Below are 14,474 nucleotides of genomic sequence, written 5' to 3' on the forward strand. Positions count from 1 at the left end.
CGACGGGCTCAACCACCGGTGGTTGGGCCCGTCGAAACCACCGACGGATTCAACCACCTCAACCACCGGAGCGGCATTTCGTTACCATGGAGGGCAATGCCGTTCGTTGACAAGCTCCGCGTATGGGCCGCCGACCGACCGGGTCGGGTGGCCGTTGCCGTTGGCGGCGAATCCTTGACCTGGGCGGCCTTCCTTGACGCCGTCACCCAGGTCCATGATGCCTCCGGCCCGTCATCACGGCGGATGACGGCGCTGTGCTTGGCCAACGGGGTCGAGCTGGCCGTGCGGTTTGCGGCGGCCGTGGCCGGGGACGGGATCGTGGCCGTGCTCGATCCCGGGTGGCCGGAGGATGTCCGGGCCGGGGTCCTGGAACGCCTCCGTGCCCATGAGGGCGGCCTTGCGGCGCGGGAGTTCACCGACCTCGCCGACGGACCCGACGCGTCCACGTTCCTCATCGGGCTCACGTCCGGGACCACCTCCGTGCCCAAGGGATTCAGCCGCACCCGGCGGTCCTGGCGGGAGTCGTTCGAACGCAGCGCCCCGCATTTCGGGCTGCGGGCCGACGACGTCACCTACGCCCCGGGCCCGATGGCCTCCAGCCTCAACCTGTACACGCTGGCCGAGTGCCTGTACACGGGCACCACGTTCCGGGCGCCGCGGCTCTTCACCCCCGGGTCCGCGCTCCGGGACGTCACGGACGACGGCGCCACGCGCCTCGTGCTCGTGCCCACCGTCCTCCGGTTGGTCGCCGAACGCGGCCTGGCGCTCGGACAGGCCGCGCCAGGGGTGCGCACCATAATCTGCGCCGGTTCCGGGCTGCCAGCCGAGACCGTCGCGCTGGCACGACGGTGGGCGCCGAACGCGGTCATCCACCAGTACTACGGCGCCTCGGAGCTCGGCTTCGTCGCGTCAGCCGCCGTCGCGGGACCCGGCAGCACGCCCGGCGCCGGCCCGCCGTTCCCCGGCACCCGGGTCGAGATCCGCAACGACGCGGGCCGGCCGCTCCCGGCAGGGGCGCCCGGCACCATCCACGTCCGCAGCGGGCTCGTCTCCGACGGGTACGTGTGGGGCGACGACGGCCTCGCGTTCTCCGCCGCGGAGGGCTGGTGCACCGTCCATGACCGCGGGTACCTGGACGGCACGGGCCGGCTGCATGTGATCGGCCGCGAGTCGGACATGATCGTCACGGGCGGCCGCAACGTGTATCCGCAGGAGGTCGAGGACGCCCTGGCAGCCGCCGCGCCCGGCTGGCGCGTCCTGGTCACCGGCGTCCCCGACCCCGTACGGGGACAGGCCGTCGTGGCCGGCGTCCTGCCGATCGACGCCGACACAGATACTGACGCAGACGCCGGGGCAGACGCCGGGGCGGCCACGGCGCTGGCTGCGTTTCGGCAGGCCGCGGCCGCCCTGCCCGCGCACCTTCGTCCGCTGCGCTACCACGAGCTGGCCGGGCTGCCGCTCACGCCGGCCGGGAAGCCGAGCCGGTCGATCCTCGCGGCCTGGCTGGCCGGCGCGCCGGACGAAAGTGGCGTACATGCCCACCGCCTCCACTGACCCGGTCATCATCGCCGCCCGCCGCCTGCCCACGGCCCGGGCCGGCGGCGCCTACCGCGACCTGCCCGCCCACGACCTTGCCGCCCACGTCATCGGGGCCGTCAGCGCGGACTCCGGCGCCGCACCCGCCGGATTCACCGACGTCATCCTGGGCAACGCGACCGGCGGTGGCGGCAATGTGGCCCGGCTGGCCGCACTCACGGCGGGCCTGCCGCAGTCGGTGCCGGGATTGACCGTGGACCGGCAGTGCGGGTCCGGCCTGGAAGCCATCGTCCTGGCCTGCCGGCTCGTCCAGGCCGGCGCCGGCGACCTGTACCTGGCCGGGGGAGTGGAGAGCACCTCCACGGCACCGGCGCGGGCCCGCCGCGGGCCGGACGGGAACCTCGGCTTCTACGACCGGGCCCAATTCGCCCCGCTCGCGACCGGGGACCCCGACGCCGGGGTGGCGGCCGAGAACGTGGCCCGCGAGTTCGGCATCACGCGGGACCGCCAGGACGCCTACGCGTTGCAAAGCCACCGCCGTGCCGTCGACGCGAGCGTGAGGGGCGCTTTCAACGACGAGCTTGTCCCGCTCGCCGGCCTGGCCGCAGACCAGGGCCTACGGCCGGGCCTCGACGCACGCCTGCTTAAACGCTTCGTGCCGGCGTTCGTGCCGGGTGGGACCGTCACGGCCGGGAATTCCTGCCCGCACAGCGACGGCGCGGCCGTTGTCGTCGTGGCCTCCCGTGCCCGGGCGGCGAAACTGGCGACCGGCGGGCTCGTGTTCGCGGGCGCAGCGGTGGCGGGCACCGACCCCAACCTGATGGGCGTCGGGGCCGCGGCGTCCACCCGGGCCCTGGCCGGAACCGGCTGGCGGGCGCCGGGCACCGTCATTGAATTCAACGAGGCCTTCGCGGCCCAGGTCCTGGCGGTCGCCGACCTGCTCGGCCTGGACGCGGCACGCTTCAACCGTGACGGCGGCGCCCTGGCACTCGGCCACCCGTACGGGGCATCCGGCGCCGTCTCGGTCGTGCGGCTCTTCGCCCAACTGCGCGGCGATCCCGGCAGGGCCGGACTGGCGATGATCAGCATGGCCGGCGGCATGGGCATCTCGGCCCACTTCGAGTGGCAAACGCTCTAGCGGCGCCCTACTCGCCCAGCCCGCGGGCGGCCAACGCCTCCCCGGTCTGCCGCGCGTACGCCACCGTGGTGATGACCACCGGCAGCGACCGGGCCATCAGGTTGCGTTCCAGCCCGCGGGCGCGCGCGGCGTCGCGCACGTCGTTGAACGCGCCGATCACGAACGGGATGCTGCGCAGCATCAACGCCACCGTCAGCGAGAACCGTTCCGGGTCGGCCCCGAACCGCTCGAACGGGCGCACGAGCGACCCCAGCCCGTCCAGCAGCTCGTCCACGGGCGTCGTCGTGGTCACAATGGTCGACGCCAGCACCGTGGCCACGATGGCCGCCAGCACCTGCCACGCGACGCCGGGGCCGTGCTGCCACCACTGGTAGGCGGCGATCAGGCCGAGGAACACGGCCATCGGCTTCACGGCCCGCCACAGCCGTGCCATTCCCAACCCCGCCGCAAGGTGGGCCAGGACGACGGCGGCGAGCACCGCCGTCGTGAGCGTCACCGACGCGCGGAGCGGCAGCAGCGGGGCGGAAAAGCACAGCACGGCGATGCACAGCAGCAGCACCGCCTTGAGCCACAGGGGAGTGCGGTGCACCAGCGAGGTGCCGGCCCGGTAGCCGGCCACCAGGTGCGCGTGCCCGCGCATCAGCCGACCAGCGCCAGGTAGTGGGCCACCGCGTCGGCGGGCAGGCCGTCAAAGGTGATGGCGCCGTCGTTGACCACCAGCACGCGGTCGGCCGCCTGCGCCAGTGCCAGGTCGTGCGTGGACATGACGATCTGTTGGGGCAGCGCCGCAAGCGTGTGTTGCAGCAGCCGCGTGTTGCGCAAATCCAGCAGCGTGGACGGCTCGTCGAGCACCAGCACGTCGGGTTCGACGGCGAGCACGGTGGCCAGGGCGGTGAGCTGTCGTTCGCCGCCGGAGAGGTCATACACGCTGTCCTCGGCCAGGCCCGCCAGCCCGTACCGGGCCAGCAGCGTCAGCGCGGCGGCGCGGCGCTCGGCGTTGCCGAGCCTGCGCCGGCGCAGCGACAGTTCGACATCCTCGCGCGGGGTGGGCATGACGAGTTGGGACAGCGGGTCGGTGAACACGAACCCGACGGTGCGGCGCAGCGCCGGGCCGTCGGCGCGGCTGTCCAGGCCGTTCACGCGCACGGTGCCGGTCGATGGAAGCACCAGCCCGTTCAGCAGGCGCAGTAGCGTCGACTTGCCGGAGCCGTTGGCGCCGATCACGGCGATACGCGACTCGGTCAGGGTCAGTGTGGTGGGGCGCAGGATGATCTTGTCGCCGCCGGCCGGCGCCGGGACGCTGACGCCGGCAGACTCGAGGACGATGCGGCTCACTTGCGCCGGCGCACCAACAGGTCGGGGAAGGCGCGGTGCAGGCTCAGGGCGATGACCACGGCCAGGACGTTCTTGATGATGTCGCCCGGGAGGTAGATCGCATCGGTGACGACGGCGGTCCACAGGCCCATGCCCTTGGCCATGAAGCCGGCCACGCCGCTCGCGTGGATGAGGAGCATGCCGGCGACGGCGGCCGCGAACAGGGCGGCGGGCTTGAACCTGGCGCGCAGCGCCCAGGGCGTGAGCAGCCCGATCACGGCCACGCCGACGATGAAGCCGATGATGTAGCCGGCCGACGGGCTGGCGAGCACGGCCGGGCCGGCGCGGAAACCGCTGAAGATCGGCAGGCCGGCGAGACCGAGAAGAATGTACAGGCTGACGGCGGCCACGCCGCGGCCGAAGCCGAGCACCAGGCCGCACAGGCTGACGACGAGGGTCTGCAGCGTGATGGGCACGCCCAACGCGCCCACATTGACGCCGGGTATGGCCACGGAACCGGCCAGCAGGGCGGCAAAGACGGCTATGAGTGCCAGGTCGGTGGGGTTCCACCGCTGCCGCGGCCGCGCCGGGGCGTGCGTGGCCCGGTTTTTCACGGATATCTTGTTCATCGTGCTGCGTTCATGGTGTTGCGTTCCTCACGCCGGATCCCTGGTGGAGGTCCGGATCGGTAGACTGGACAGGTTGTGCAACCGTCCGGGGGCCTTGGGGCCGTGGAGGTTGTGCGGCCTCCATCCGTTCTCTGAAAGGGTACTACGTTGATCGTCGTCCAAGACCTCGAGTTACGCGCCGGGGCACGTTTGCTGATGGACGAGGTGTCCTTCCGCATCGACAAGGGCGACAAGATCGGCCTGGTGGGCCGCAACGGCGCCGGCAAGACGACGTTGACCCGCGTGCTGGCCGGCGAGGGCCTGCCGGCCGGCGGCAAGGTCACCCGCAGCGGCGAGATCGGCTACCTGCCGCAGGACCCGCGCACCCCGGACATGGAGCAGTTGGCTCGCGACCGCATCCTGTCCGCCCGCGACCTGGACAAGGTCATCCGCAAGCTGCGCCAGGCCGAGACGGACATGGCCAGCGACAACCCGGCCGTCCGGGACAAGGCCATGCGCCGGTATGACCGGTTGGAGGACGAGTTCCTGAACAACGGCGGCTACGCCGCCGAGGCCGAGGCGGCCGCCATCTCCTCCAACCTGGCGCTGCCCGAACGCATCCTGAACCAGCCGCTGAAGACGCTTTCCGGCGGCCAGCGCCGCCGTGTGGAACTGGCCCGCATCCTGTTCTCCGGCGCCGAGACCATGCTGCTGGACGAGCCCACGAACCACCTCGACGCCGACTCCATCAACTGGCTGCGCGACTTCCTGAAAAACCACCAGGGCGGGCTGATCGTGATCTCGCACGACACCGACCTGCTCGAGGCGACCGTCAACAAGGTGTACCACCTGGACGCGAACCGGGCCACGATCGACCAGTACAACCTGGGCTGGAAGAAGTACGTCGTCCAACGCGAGACCGACGAGCGGGCCCGCCGCCGCGAACGCGCCAACGTCGAAAAGAAGGCCGGCGTCCTGATGGAGCAGGCCAACAAGATGCGGGCGAAGGCCACGAAGGCCGTCGCCGCACAGAACATGGCCAAGCGCGCCGAACGGATGCTGCGCAACCTGGAGGACGTGCGTGTCCAGGACCGGGTCGCCGCGCTGCGGTTCCCCGATCCGTCCCCGTGCGGCAAGACCCCGCTCATGGCCGAGGGGCTGAGCAAGTCGTACGGCTCCCTGGAGATCTTCACCGACGTCAGCCTGGCGATCGACCGGGGTTCCAAGGTCGTCATCCTGGGCCTGAACGGCGCCGGTAAGACGACGCTGCTGCGCATGCTCGCCGGAGTCTCCGTGCCGGACACGGGGGAGATCGTCCCCGGACACGGCCTGAAGGTCGGCTACTACGCCCAGGAGCACGACACGATCGACCCGGACCGCACCGTGCTGGAGAACATGCGCAGCACGGCCGGGGACATGAATGACACCCAGGTCCGCAACATCCTCGGCTCGTTCCTGTTCTCCGGCGAGGACGTCGACAAGCCGGCCGGGGTGCTCTCCGGCGGCGAGAAGACCCGCCTGGCCCTGGCCACCATCGTGGCGTCCTCGGCCAACGTGCTGCTGCTCGATGAGCCCACGAACAACCTGGACCCGGCCAGCCGGGCCGAGATCCTCGGCGCGCTGAAAAACTATACGGGCGCCGTTGTGCTCGTCAGCCACGACGAGGGGGCCGTCGAGGCGCTCAACCCGGAACGGGTCGTACTGCTGCCGGACGGCGACGAGGACCTGTGGAGCCAGGACTACCTGGACCTCATCACCCTGGCCTGACCGGTGATTGAGCTTGTCGAAATCACCGGGTCTCGACGGGCTCGACCACCGGTGATTGAGCTTGTCGAAATCACCCGGTCTCGACGGGCTCGACCACCGGTGGGGTCAGAACGGCCAGATGACCGGGACCAGGAACACCGCGACGGCCAGGAACAGCAGCAGGAGCGGCAACCCGAGTTTCCAGTAGTCGCCGAAGCGGTAGCCGGCCGCGCCCATGACCATCATGTTGGCCGGCGTGGCGATGGGCGTCAGGAATGACGCCGCCGCCGATACCGTGACCACCATCAGCAGCGGGATCGGGGAGATGCCCAGCTCCGCGGCCAGCGCCAGCGCCACCGGGGCCACGATCAGGGCGGTGACCATGTTGCTGATGACCTGGCCCAGGACCATGGTGATCACGCAGATCGCCAGCAGGATCACGTGCGGCGCGGCGTTGCCGAGGAGCCCCGTGAGGCCGTGAACCAGCAGGTCCGCCGTGCCGGTGTGTTCAATGGCCGTGGACAGCGGAAGCATGCCGCCGACGAGGATGACGGTGGTCCACGAGATCGACCTGTACGCGGCCGACAGCGTGACCACATTGGACAGGATCATGGCGCCCGCGGCGAGCAGCCCGGCCACGACGGGCGGGACGACGCCGGTGGCCAGCAGGATGACCATGGCGGCCAGGATGACGAGCGCGCGGATCCCGGCCGCACTGAGCGGCGCGGCCTGGGCGTCGGCACCACCGTGTCCGGCTGGCTCATGTGCACGGACAACATGCCCTCGGGGTCCGCGTACAAGCTCGGCGACGTGCTGACCACACGCAGCGGCAAGACCATCGAGGTGAAGAACACCGATGCCGAGGGACGCCTCGTGATGAGCGATGCGATGACGATGGCGAACGAGGACAACGTCGACGCCATCATTGACATCGCCACGCTGACGGGGGCGGCGCTCATGGCGCTGGGCCAGCTCACGGCACCCGTGTTCGGCAACGACCAGGCCCTCGTCGACCAGGTCACGAAGGCGTCCGCGGCGACCGGCGAGCAGGTGTGGCAGCTGCCGCTGGAGCGCAAATACCGCGCCCAACTGGATTCGGACATCGCTGACATCTCCAACCTGGGCGGCAAGTACGCCGGGGCGACGACGGCGGCCCTGTTCCTGGCCGAGTTCGTGGGCGATACCCCATGGGCCCACCAGGATATCGCCGGGACCATGCAGTCCGACACGGACGACTCCTGGCGGTCCAAGGGTGCGACCGGGTTCGGCGCCCGCACGCTGATCGAGGTGGCGCGCAACTTCAGGCCGACGCGGTAACCCAACTCCGCTGGAAAGGCCCCGAACTGTCCTGGTCCGGGTTTTTCCTGGCCACTGGCCATCTGCCACGGCGGAGGGGAAGATATGCGGTAGGACGCGGATCGAGTTGGCGACTGGCGCCAGAACAGGAGATCCCCATGAGCGTTGAGGCCGGCACCCCAAGCCCGGCAGCACAGGCAGCTCACCACAGGCGCCGTCTCGGCGTTCCCGCGGTGACCTTCATGATCATTGCCGCCTCGGCGCCGCTGACCGTGCTCGCCGGGGGCGTCACCACGACCTTCGCGGTCACCGGGGTCACCGGCGTTCCGCTGTCGTATCTGCTGCTCGGTGGCACGCTCGCCGTGTTCGCCGTTGGCTACGCGGCCATGAGCCGCTACATCATCAACGCCGGAGCCTTTTACTCATACGTGGCGCAGGGCATTTCCCGGCCGGTGGGTGTCGGCGCGTCCATCGTGGCGCTGATGGCGTACAACCTGATGCAGGTGGGCATTTACGGGCTGATCGGCTTCACGGTCTCCTCGCTGTTCTCCGAGCGGCTCGGAATCACCGTGCCCTGGTGGATCCCGGTGCTGGTCTGCATTGCCATCGTCGGGCTTCTGGGCGTGAACCGGGTGGACCTCTCCGCCAAGGTGCTCGGCGTGCTGGTGGGGCTGGAATTCCTGGTGGTGATCGTTTACGACATAGCCTCCTTCGTCGTCGCTCCCGAGGGTGTCAGCGCGGCCCCGCTCAGCCCGACGAGCCTGTTCGTGCCGGGCGTCGGGGCGGTCTTGTCCTTTGGCATAGCCGCCTTCATGGGATTCGAGTCCGCCGCGATCTACGGGGAGGAGTCGAAGGACCCCAAGCACACCGTGGCCCGGGCGACCTATAGTGCCGTCGCCATCATCTCGGTGTTCTATGCGGTCTCCTCCTGGGCCATGGTGGTCGGCACAGGTCCGTCCACGGTGATTGCGACCGCCACCAAGGACGGCCCGAACCTGATCTTCAACTTCCTGGGAAGCCATGCCGGGGTGCTGGTTTCCGACATTGCCAACCTGCTCTTCGTGACCAGCCTGTTCGCGGCATTGGTCAGCTTCCACAACGCGGTGGCCCGGTACTTCTTCTCGCTCGGGCGTGAGCGCGTACTTCCAAAGGCCCTGGCCGCCATCCGCCACCACAGCGGTGCGCCGTACGCCGGCTCGCTGTCGCAGACCAGCATCGCCGTGGTCGTGGTGGCGATCTTCGCCATCGCCGGTAGCGGCTCCCCGTTGGGCGCCTTGTACCCGGTACTGACCTTGTTCACGTGGCTGACCAACACCGGCGCCTTGGGCCTGGTACTGCTGATGACCATCGTGTCACTGGCCGTGATCGGCTTCTTCCGGCGCCGCAGGCATGACGTCGGCCCGTGGGCGCGGGTGCTGGCACCCGCGCTAGGATTCGTCCTGCTGGGGATTGTGTTCGTGTTGATCGTGCTGAATTTCGACGTGCTGCTGGGCCAGACGCAGTCCAATGCCGCAACCTTCATCCTGCCCGCATTGATCGTCGTGCCCGGGCTGGCCGGCGTCGTCTGGGGCTTGTACCTGCGCAAGGCAAAGCCGGAGGTGTACCGGCGGATCGGTCACGGTGAGGAGGGTGTGGCGGCGGTCCACTTGGGGGAGGAAGAGTAGTTCAGGAAGCAAGCGGCACCCCCCAGTGCGGACCGGACGCCCCGAATGCCGCGCCAATTCCCCGCAACTGTTTTGGGCCGGTGGTCGAGTTGCTTTGGGCCGGTGGTCGAGCCCGTCGAGGCCCCGGCATGGTTCACCCGTCGGCGCTGTGCTGCCGGTCAGATGTGGGGTGGGTGGCGGTAGAGGTTGCGGTACCGGTGCCGGAGCGNATGCGGTGCAGCAGGTGGTGGTGGTAACCGCAGACCAGCACGCAGTTGGCCACGCTGGTGGGTCCGCCGTGGGACCAGGGTTTCACATGGTGCGCCTCGGTCCACTGGGGTGGGCGCTCGCAGTCGGGGAATGCGCAGCCGCGGTCGCGGGCGATCAGGGCCCGCCGGATGGCGGGGGTGACCAGGCGGTGGCGGCGGCCCTCGTCCAGGACGGCACCCGTGGAGCCCAGCACGAGCGGGATGAGGTCCTCGTAGTGGAGGGTGACGATCAGCTGGGGCCGGAGCCCGCCGTTGTCGGGCAGCGTGTGGGTGGCCGCGGCCAGGGTGACGCAGTCCAGCAGCTGGTGCAGGAGGTGCTGGGCCCGGGTCCGCCCGTCCCGCAGGGCCGGGGTGTCGGCTCCCTGCCCGGTGCCGGGCTGGTGCACCCCGGACAGGCCGCACGGGATGTCCCCGGCCCACCGCGGCGGTTGCCCGGGCACGGTGTGCGGGGGTTAGTGGCGGTGCCGGGGTCCGAGGAGGATCGATGCGGAAATTCACGCTAAGCGGTCATGTGTCTGTTTTGTGCGTGCCGTATAGGGAACGTGCTGCGGGACACAGTCCCTAGTCTTTATAGCGGCGTCTGCCTAGCCTTGAGACATGGCTCTTCGTCTCGAGGAAATTGTTGTCGACTGCCGTGATTGTTCGTCGCTCGCGCGATGGTGGCAAGCCGCCACGGGGTGGCAAGTCGTGGGCGAGGATAGCGACGCAATAGAGCTGGCTCCTGCCCCTGGTCAGACGCCCAGCATGATTTTCGTCGAGGTTGCCGAGCACAAGCGGGGTAAGAACCGGCTCCATCTTGATTGGGTACCCGACGACCAACAAGCGGAGGTCGAGCGACTCGTTGGCCTCGGGGCCAGCCGCGTCGACATCGGTCAGGGCCGCACCTCCTGGGTTGTTCTGGCCGATCCGGAAGGAAACGAATTCTGTGTCTTGGCCGCTCGTTAGGAAGATCTCTTGACGCCTCCACTCGAATCGGTACAGATGCGTCGCTTCGGCCCGGAGATGTGCGGTCGGGCAATCCTTTACGGGACGGCCACTTCCGGCTGCGAACAGCTCCCCCGAGAGGTCTCGCTCGTCGTTGGTCGACGGGCGAATCCGGTCGAGAACCCAGTCTTCGGGACCGTCGCGACGTAGCCGGAGGCGGGGTCACCGGTGAGGTCGGCGCAGCTGAAGGCAGGTCAGCCGATCTGCTCGGCAAGGGACACGATGATCCCCTCGGGACCGCGCACATAGGCCATCCGCCAGATGTGCTCGTACTGGCCGATGTCGCCGACCAGCCCGTAGCCGTCCGCGGCCAGCCGGTCGACCACCGCCTGGAGGTCGTCGACCTCGAAGGCCATGTTGCGCAGCCCCAGCTCGTTGGCGATCGCGGCGGCGATCCGGGCTGGTGGTCGGGCCGGACGAAGCTCGAGAGCTCCAGCCCGGTACCTCCGTCGGGCGGCCGCAGCATGACGATCTCGGTGAGGGAGTCGGGGATTCCGATGACCTGGACCTCGACGGCTACCACCTGTACCAGGCAGTGCGTGCCGACGTCCTTCATCGTCGAGACGAGCTCGGAGCAGTGCGACCCTCGCGGTCCGGTCGGCTGACTGACCCCGATTCTCCGGGTCCGGCTGGAATTCGACTAACCATCAATCTTGAATGATTCCACATCACGGCGAATAATTGACTGCATGCCAGGAACGACGGAGTTCGAGGGGATGTTGCGTGACGCCTCCCTGCGCGTGACGCGACCTCGGCTTGCCGTTCTGGCCGCTGTTGACGCACACCCGCACGCCGACACCGGGTCGGTGATCAGTGCGGTCCGTGGCGAACTTGGCGCGGTCTCGCACCAGGCGATCTACAACGTGCTCGGTGCCCTCGCTGAGGCGGGGCTGATCCGGCGCATCGAGCCGGCCGGCTCAGTGGCCCGTTATGAGGTGCGGGTCGGTGACAACCATCACCATGTCGTATGCCGTAGCTGCGGCGCGATCGCCGACGTCGACTGCGCAGTCGGTGATGCTCCGTGCCTGTCCGCTTCCCACGACCACGGTTTCGTGATCGATGAGGCCGAGGTCATCTACTGGGGCCTGTGCCCCGACTGTTCTGCAAGCCGTTCCCGATCATCCCTTTAGTCCGGAAGGAATGCTATGACTGACAACCACGAGACCCGTGAAGCCGAGCTCAACACCGAGAGCCCCGAGGGGCAGTGCCCCGTCGTGCACGGGCGGGGGCTGCACCCCACCGAGGGTGAGCGCAGTTCCGGCTGGTGGCCCGGCCGCCTCAACCTCAGGCTGCTCGCTCGCAATCCGGCCGTGGCCAACCCGCTCGGCGAAGACTTCGACTACGCCGCGGCGTTCAACAGTCTTGACCTGCCGGCCGTGAAGCAGGACGTCGAGCATGTGCTCACCACGTCGCAGGACTGGTGGCCGGCCGACTTCGGTCATTATGGCCCGCTTATCATCCGGATGGCGTGGCACGCCGCGGGCACGTACCGCATCGAGGATGGCCGCGGTGGCGCGGGCGCGGGTCAGCAGCGCTTCTCGCCGCTGTCCAGCTGGCCGGACAACGTGCTGCTGGACCGGGCCCGGCGTGTGCTGTGGCCGGTGAAGCAGAAGTACGGCGCGAAGCTGTCGTGGGGCGACCTGATGGTTCTGGCCGGCAACGTCGCGCTCGAGTCGATGGGCTTCGCTACCTTCGGCTTCGGCGGCGGACGTGTGGACGAGTGGGAGCCGGACGAGTCCGTCTACTGGGGCCCGGAGACCACCTGGCTCGGCGACGAGCGCCACCACGGCGACCACGAGCTCGACAAGCCGTTCGCCGCGACGCAAATGGGGCTCATCTACGTCAATCCCGAGGGCCCGAACGGAAACCCGGACCCGCTCGGAGCGGCGCGCGACACCCGTGAGACGTTCAAGCAGATGGCGATGAACGACGAGGAGACCGTCGCACTCATCGCCGGAGGCCACACCTTCGGCAAGACCCACGGTGCCGCCGACCCCGAGCAATATGTCGGGCCGGAGCCGGAGGCCGCGGGCCTGGAGCAAATGGGACTCGGCTGGAAGGGCAGCTACAAGAGCGGCAAGGGCCGGGACGCGATCGGTAGCGGCCTCGAGGTCACCTGGACGAACACGCCTACCACGTGGGACAACAGCTTCTTCGAGATCCTGTTCGGCTACGAGTGGGAACTGACCAAGAGCCCAGCCGGCGCTTACCAGTGGCAGCCGAAGGACGGGGCCGGCGCGAACACGGTGCCCGACCCCCAGGACGGCTCGCTGAGCCGCCCGCCGACCATGCTGACGACCGACATCGGCCTGCGGGAAGACCCGATCTACGGGAAGATCTCGCGCCGGTTCCTGGAGAACCCGGACCAGTTCGCCGACGCGTTCGCGCGGGCATGGTTCAAGCTCACGCACCGTGACATGGGCCCGATCGAGCGCTATCTCGGCCCGGAAGTTCCCGAGGAGCAGCTCATCTGGCAGGACCCGGTGCCCCCCGTGGATCACGAGTTGGTCGACGACGCGGACGTCGCAGCGCTCAAGCGCGACATCCTCGCCACCGGGCTGACCGTGCCCCAGCTGGTGACAACCGCGTGGGCATCGGCGTCGACCTTCCGTGGTGGCGACAAGCGCGGTGGCGCCAACGGGGCGCGCATCCGGCTTCTGCCCCAGAACAGCTGGGCGGTCAACGAGCCGGCTCAGCTTGCGACCGTGCTGAGTGCGCTCGAGGGTGTGCAGCAGAAGCTCAACGGCGCCCAGACCGGTGGCAAGAAGGTCTCGCTCGCAGACCTGATCGTCCTCGGTGGTGTGGTCGGCATCGAGAAGGCCGCCAGGGACGCCGGGCATGACGTGCAGGTGCCCTTTACTCCGGGCCGCGCCGACGCGACGCAGGAGCAGACGGACATCGAGTCGTTCGCCCCGCTCGAGCCGAAGGCCGACGGGTTCCGCAACTACCGTGGCAAGGTCAACAGCCTGTCGGCGGAGCATCTGCTCGTCGACCGGGCCAGTCAGCTGACGCTGACCACTCCGGAGATGACGGTGCTGGTCGGTGGTATGCGGGTCCTGGGTGCCAACGTGCAGGGCTCGACCGACGGCGTCTTCACCGACAAGCCCGGGACCCTGACCAACGACTTCTTCGTGAACCTGCTCGACATGGGCATCACGTGGAAGAGCATCGGGGAGGGGCAGGAGCGCTTCGAGGCGACCGATGCGCAGGGCCGGCAGAAGTGGACCGGCACGCGTAACGACCTCGTCTTCGGCTCCAACTCCGAGCTGCGTGCACTGGCAGAGGTTTACGCTGCCGACGATGCGAAGGAGAAATTCGTCGCGGACTTCGTCGCCGCGTGGACCAAGGTGATGGAGCTCGGCCGCTACCGCCGCGCCTAGCCCCGAGTCGAACGCCCCCGACCACGTGGTCGGGGGCGTTCGCGTCCACGTCGTGGCTGGTCCGGTGCCAGACCGTCCTGACTCGCCTCGACACCGCTTCAACGGGGGCGTAGCTCGCCCTGTTTGAGCGCGGAATCCTGGCCGTTGGGGCCGGGAGGAAGCGCGTCGTGAAGCTTCGCTTCCGTTCCAGGTGAGGGGTGGCTGGTTTCCTGCGCATGTTAGATAGTGTGATACGCACGGTGCATCTGAAGCTGGCGCCCACCCCGCAGGTGGCCGCCTCGCTGTTGTGCACCCTTCAGACGTGCAACCTGGCGGCCGACCACGCCTCCCAGTTATACCACCGGGCCAAGGCATCCGGGACCCTGCGGGGCAAGCACGGGCTGCAAGCCTTCGTGTATTGGGATCTGAAGGCGATGGGCCTGTCCGCCCAGCCGGCCCTGCTGGTGATCTCCAAAGTCACCGGCGCCCACAATGGGTGGGACCGTCTCCGTCCCGGAGCTGTTAGCGCGGATTTCCGCGCAGCTGGTTCGGGGCAAGGGTCAGGCGAACTCGTAGCGGAG

Annotated in this window: 15 protein-coding genes; 9 read left to right on the forward strand and 6 right to left on the reverse strand. The window is 69.0% G+C overall.

Going from position 1 to position 14,474, the window contains the following annotated elements; all coding sequences use genetic code 11:
• Positions 1-96: 96 nt before the first annotated feature.
• Positions 97-1,554: a class I adenylate-forming enzyme family protein gene (locus EJC77_RS17200; RefSeq protein WP_125615486.1), complete on the forward strand. Its 1,458-nt coding sequence runs from the start codon at positions 97-99 to the stop codon at positions 1,552-1,554.
• Entirely contained in the window at positions 1,535-2,674 is a 1,140-nt protein-coding gene (locus EJC77_RS17205; protein ID WP_125615489.1) for a thiolase family protein, read from the forward strand. The genes EJC77_RS17200 and EJC77_RS17205 overlap by 20 nt, the downstream gene beginning before the upstream one ends.
• Before the next feature lie 7 nt (positions 2,675-2,681).
• Here the strand turns inward: EJC77_RS17205 and EJC77_RS17210 are convergent, their stop codons facing one another.
• Genes EJC77_RS17210 through EJC77_RS17220 form a run of 3 tightly spaced genes read right to left on the reverse strand, consistent with a single transcriptional unit; the run spans position 2,682 to position 4,617 of the window.
• Positions 2,682-3,314 (reverse strand): energy-coupling factor transporter transmembrane component T family protein, encoded by a 633-nt coding sequence (locus EJC77_RS17210; protein WP_125615491.1) that lies wholly within the window; start codon positions 3,312-3,314, stop codon positions 2,682-2,684.
• Positions 3,314-4,009: an energy-coupling factor ABC transporter ATP-binding protein gene (locus EJC77_RS17215; RefSeq protein WP_125615494.1), complete on the reverse strand. Its 696-nt coding sequence runs from the start codon at positions 4,007-4,009 to the stop codon at positions 3,314-3,316. The genes EJC77_RS17210 and EJC77_RS17215 overlap by 1 nt, the downstream gene beginning before the upstream one ends.
• Positions 4,006-4,617 carry a biotin transporter BioY gene (locus EJC77_RS17220; RefSeq protein WP_125615497.1) on the reverse strand — a complete coding sequence of 204 codons (612 nt, stop codon included), beginning with the start codon at positions 4,615-4,617 and terminating at the stop codon, positions 4,006-4,008. Before EJC77_RS17220 ends, EJC77_RS17215 begins: the two co-directional genes overlap by 4 nt.
• 147 nt (positions 4,618-4,764) lie before the next feature.
• On the opposite strand from EJC77_RS17220, the gene EJC77_RS17225 reads away from it, so the two are divergent.
• On the forward strand, positions 4,765-6,363 hold the full coding sequence (locus EJC77_RS17225; protein ID WP_125615500.1) for an ABC-F family ATP-binding cassette domain-containing protein: 1,599 nt from the start codon (positions 4,765-4,767) through the stop codon (positions 6,361-6,363).
• A 105-nt stretch (positions 6,364-6,468) separates the two neighbouring features.
• On the opposite strand, the gene EJC77_RS17230 is transcribed toward EJC77_RS17225, so the two are convergent.
• Positions 6,469-7,200: an SLC13 family permease gene (locus EJC77_RS17230; protein WP_338069496.1), complete on the reverse strand. Its 732-nt coding sequence runs from the start codon at positions 7,198-7,200 to the stop codon at positions 6,469-6,471.
• Between EJC77_RS17230 and EJC77_RS17235 the strand changes: the two genes are divergently transcribed.
• Together EJC77_RS17235 and EJC77_RS17240 are read left to right on the forward strand one after the other, a co-directional pair.
• Positions 7,090-7,659, forward strand: coding sequence for a leucyl aminopeptidase family protein (locus EJC77_RS17235; protein WP_240630338.1), 570 nt, complete (start codon positions 7,090-7,092; stop codon positions 7,657-7,659). The two genes, EJC77_RS17230 and EJC77_RS17235, sit on opposite strands and share 111 nt — an antisense overlap.
• Positions 7,660-7,796: 137 nt before the next feature.
• Entirely contained in the window at positions 7,797-9,302 is a 1,506-nt protein-coding gene (locus EJC77_RS17240; RefSeq protein WP_125615506.1) for an APC family permease, read from the forward strand.
• A 133-nt stretch (positions 9,303-9,435) separates the two neighbouring features.
• Here the strand turns inward: EJC77_RS17240 and EJC77_RS17245 are convergent, their stop codons facing one another.
• Entirely contained in the window at positions 9,436-9,990 is a 555-nt protein-coding gene (locus tag EJC77_RS17245) for an HNH endonuclease signature motif containing protein (RefSeq protein ID WP_125615509.1), read from the reverse strand.
• A 157-nt stretch (positions 9,991-10,147) separates the two neighbouring features.
• Between EJC77_RS17245 and EJC77_RS17250 the strand changes: the two genes are divergently transcribed.
• On the forward strand, positions 10,148-10,495 hold the full coding sequence (locus tag EJC77_RS17250; protein ID WP_125615512.1) for a VOC family protein: 348 nt from the start codon (positions 10,148-10,150) through the stop codon (positions 10,493-10,495).
• 233 nt (positions 10,496-10,728) lie between these two features.
• On the opposite strand, the gene EJC77_RS21215 is transcribed toward EJC77_RS17250, so the two are convergent.
• The gene (locus EJC77_RS21215) at positions 10,729-10,890 is read right to left on the reverse strand and encodes a VOC family protein (RefSeq protein ID WP_240630339.1); all 162 of its coding nucleotides are present in this window, start codon (positions 10,888-10,890) and stop codon (positions 10,729-10,731) included.
• A gap of 333 nt (positions 10,891-11,223) precedes the next feature.
• Between EJC77_RS21215 and EJC77_RS17260 the strand changes: the two genes are divergently transcribed.
• The 3 genes from EJC77_RS17260 to EJC77_RS20805 form a co-directional block, all read left to right on the forward strand.
• Positions 11,224-11,664, forward strand: a complete 441-nt coding sequence (locus EJC77_RS17260) for a Fur family transcriptional regulator (RefSeq protein ID WP_125615515.1) — start codon at positions 11,224-11,226, stop codon at positions 11,662-11,664.
• Between the two features lie 15 nt (positions 11,665-11,679).
• Positions 11,680-13,914 (forward strand): catalase/peroxidase HPI, encoded by a 2,235-nt coding sequence (gene katG, locus EJC77_RS17265; protein ID WP_125615518.1) that lies wholly within the window; start codon positions 11,680-11,682, stop codon positions 13,912-13,914.
• A gap of 239 nt (positions 13,915-14,153) precedes the next feature.
• Positions 14,154-14,474 (forward strand): hypothetical protein (locus EJC77_RS20805; protein ID WP_205787444.1); only part of this gene is annotated, 321 nt, incomplete at its 3' end.

The organism is Specibacter cremeus, from assembly GCF_003946885.1.
Classification (GTDB): domain Bacteria; phylum Actinomycetota; class Actinomycetes; order Actinomycetales; family Micrococcaceae; genus Specibacter; species Specibacter cremeus.

What these genes read in the sequence shown, in the direction of transcription:
- EJC77_RS17200 (WP_125615486.1), top strand. Translation starts at nt 97, where the DNA reads ATGCCGTTCGTTGACAAGCTCCGCGTATGGGCCGCCGACCGACCGGGT.
- EJC77_RS17260 (WP_125615515.1), top strand. Translation starts at nt 11,224, where the DNA reads ATGCCAGGAACGACGGAGTTCGAGGGGATGTTGCGTGACGCCTCCCTG.
- EJC77_RS17240 (WP_125615506.1), top strand. Translation starts at nt 7,797, where the DNA reads ATGAGCGTTGAGGCCGGCACCCCAAGCCCGGCAGCACAGGCAGCTCAC.
- EJC77_RS17205 (WP_125615489.1), top strand. Translation starts at nt 1,535, where the DNA reads ATGCCCACCGCCTCCACTGACCCGGTCATCATCGCCGCCCGCCGCCTG.
- EJC77_RS17220 (WP_125615497.1), bottom strand. Translation starts at nt 4,617, where the DNA reads ATGAACAAGATATCCGTGAAAAACCGGGCCACGCACGCCCCGGCGCGG.
- EJC77_RS17250 (WP_125615512.1), top strand. Translation starts at nt 10,148, where the DNA reads ATGGCTCTTCGTCTCGAGGAAATTGTTGTCGACTGCCGTGATTGTTCG.
- EJC77_RS21215 (WP_240630339.1), bottom strand. Translation starts at nt 10,890, where the DNA reads ATGGCCTTCGAGGTCGACGACCTCCAGGCGGTGGTCGACCGGCTGGCC.
- katG (WP_125615518.1), top strand. Translation starts at nt 11,680, where the DNA reads ATGACTGACAACCACGAGACCCGTGAAGCCGAGCTCAACACCGAGAGC.
- EJC77_RS17210 (WP_125615491.1), bottom strand. Translation starts at nt 3,314, where the DNA reads ATGCGCGGGCACGCGCACCTGGTGGCCGGCTACCGGGCCGGCACCTCG.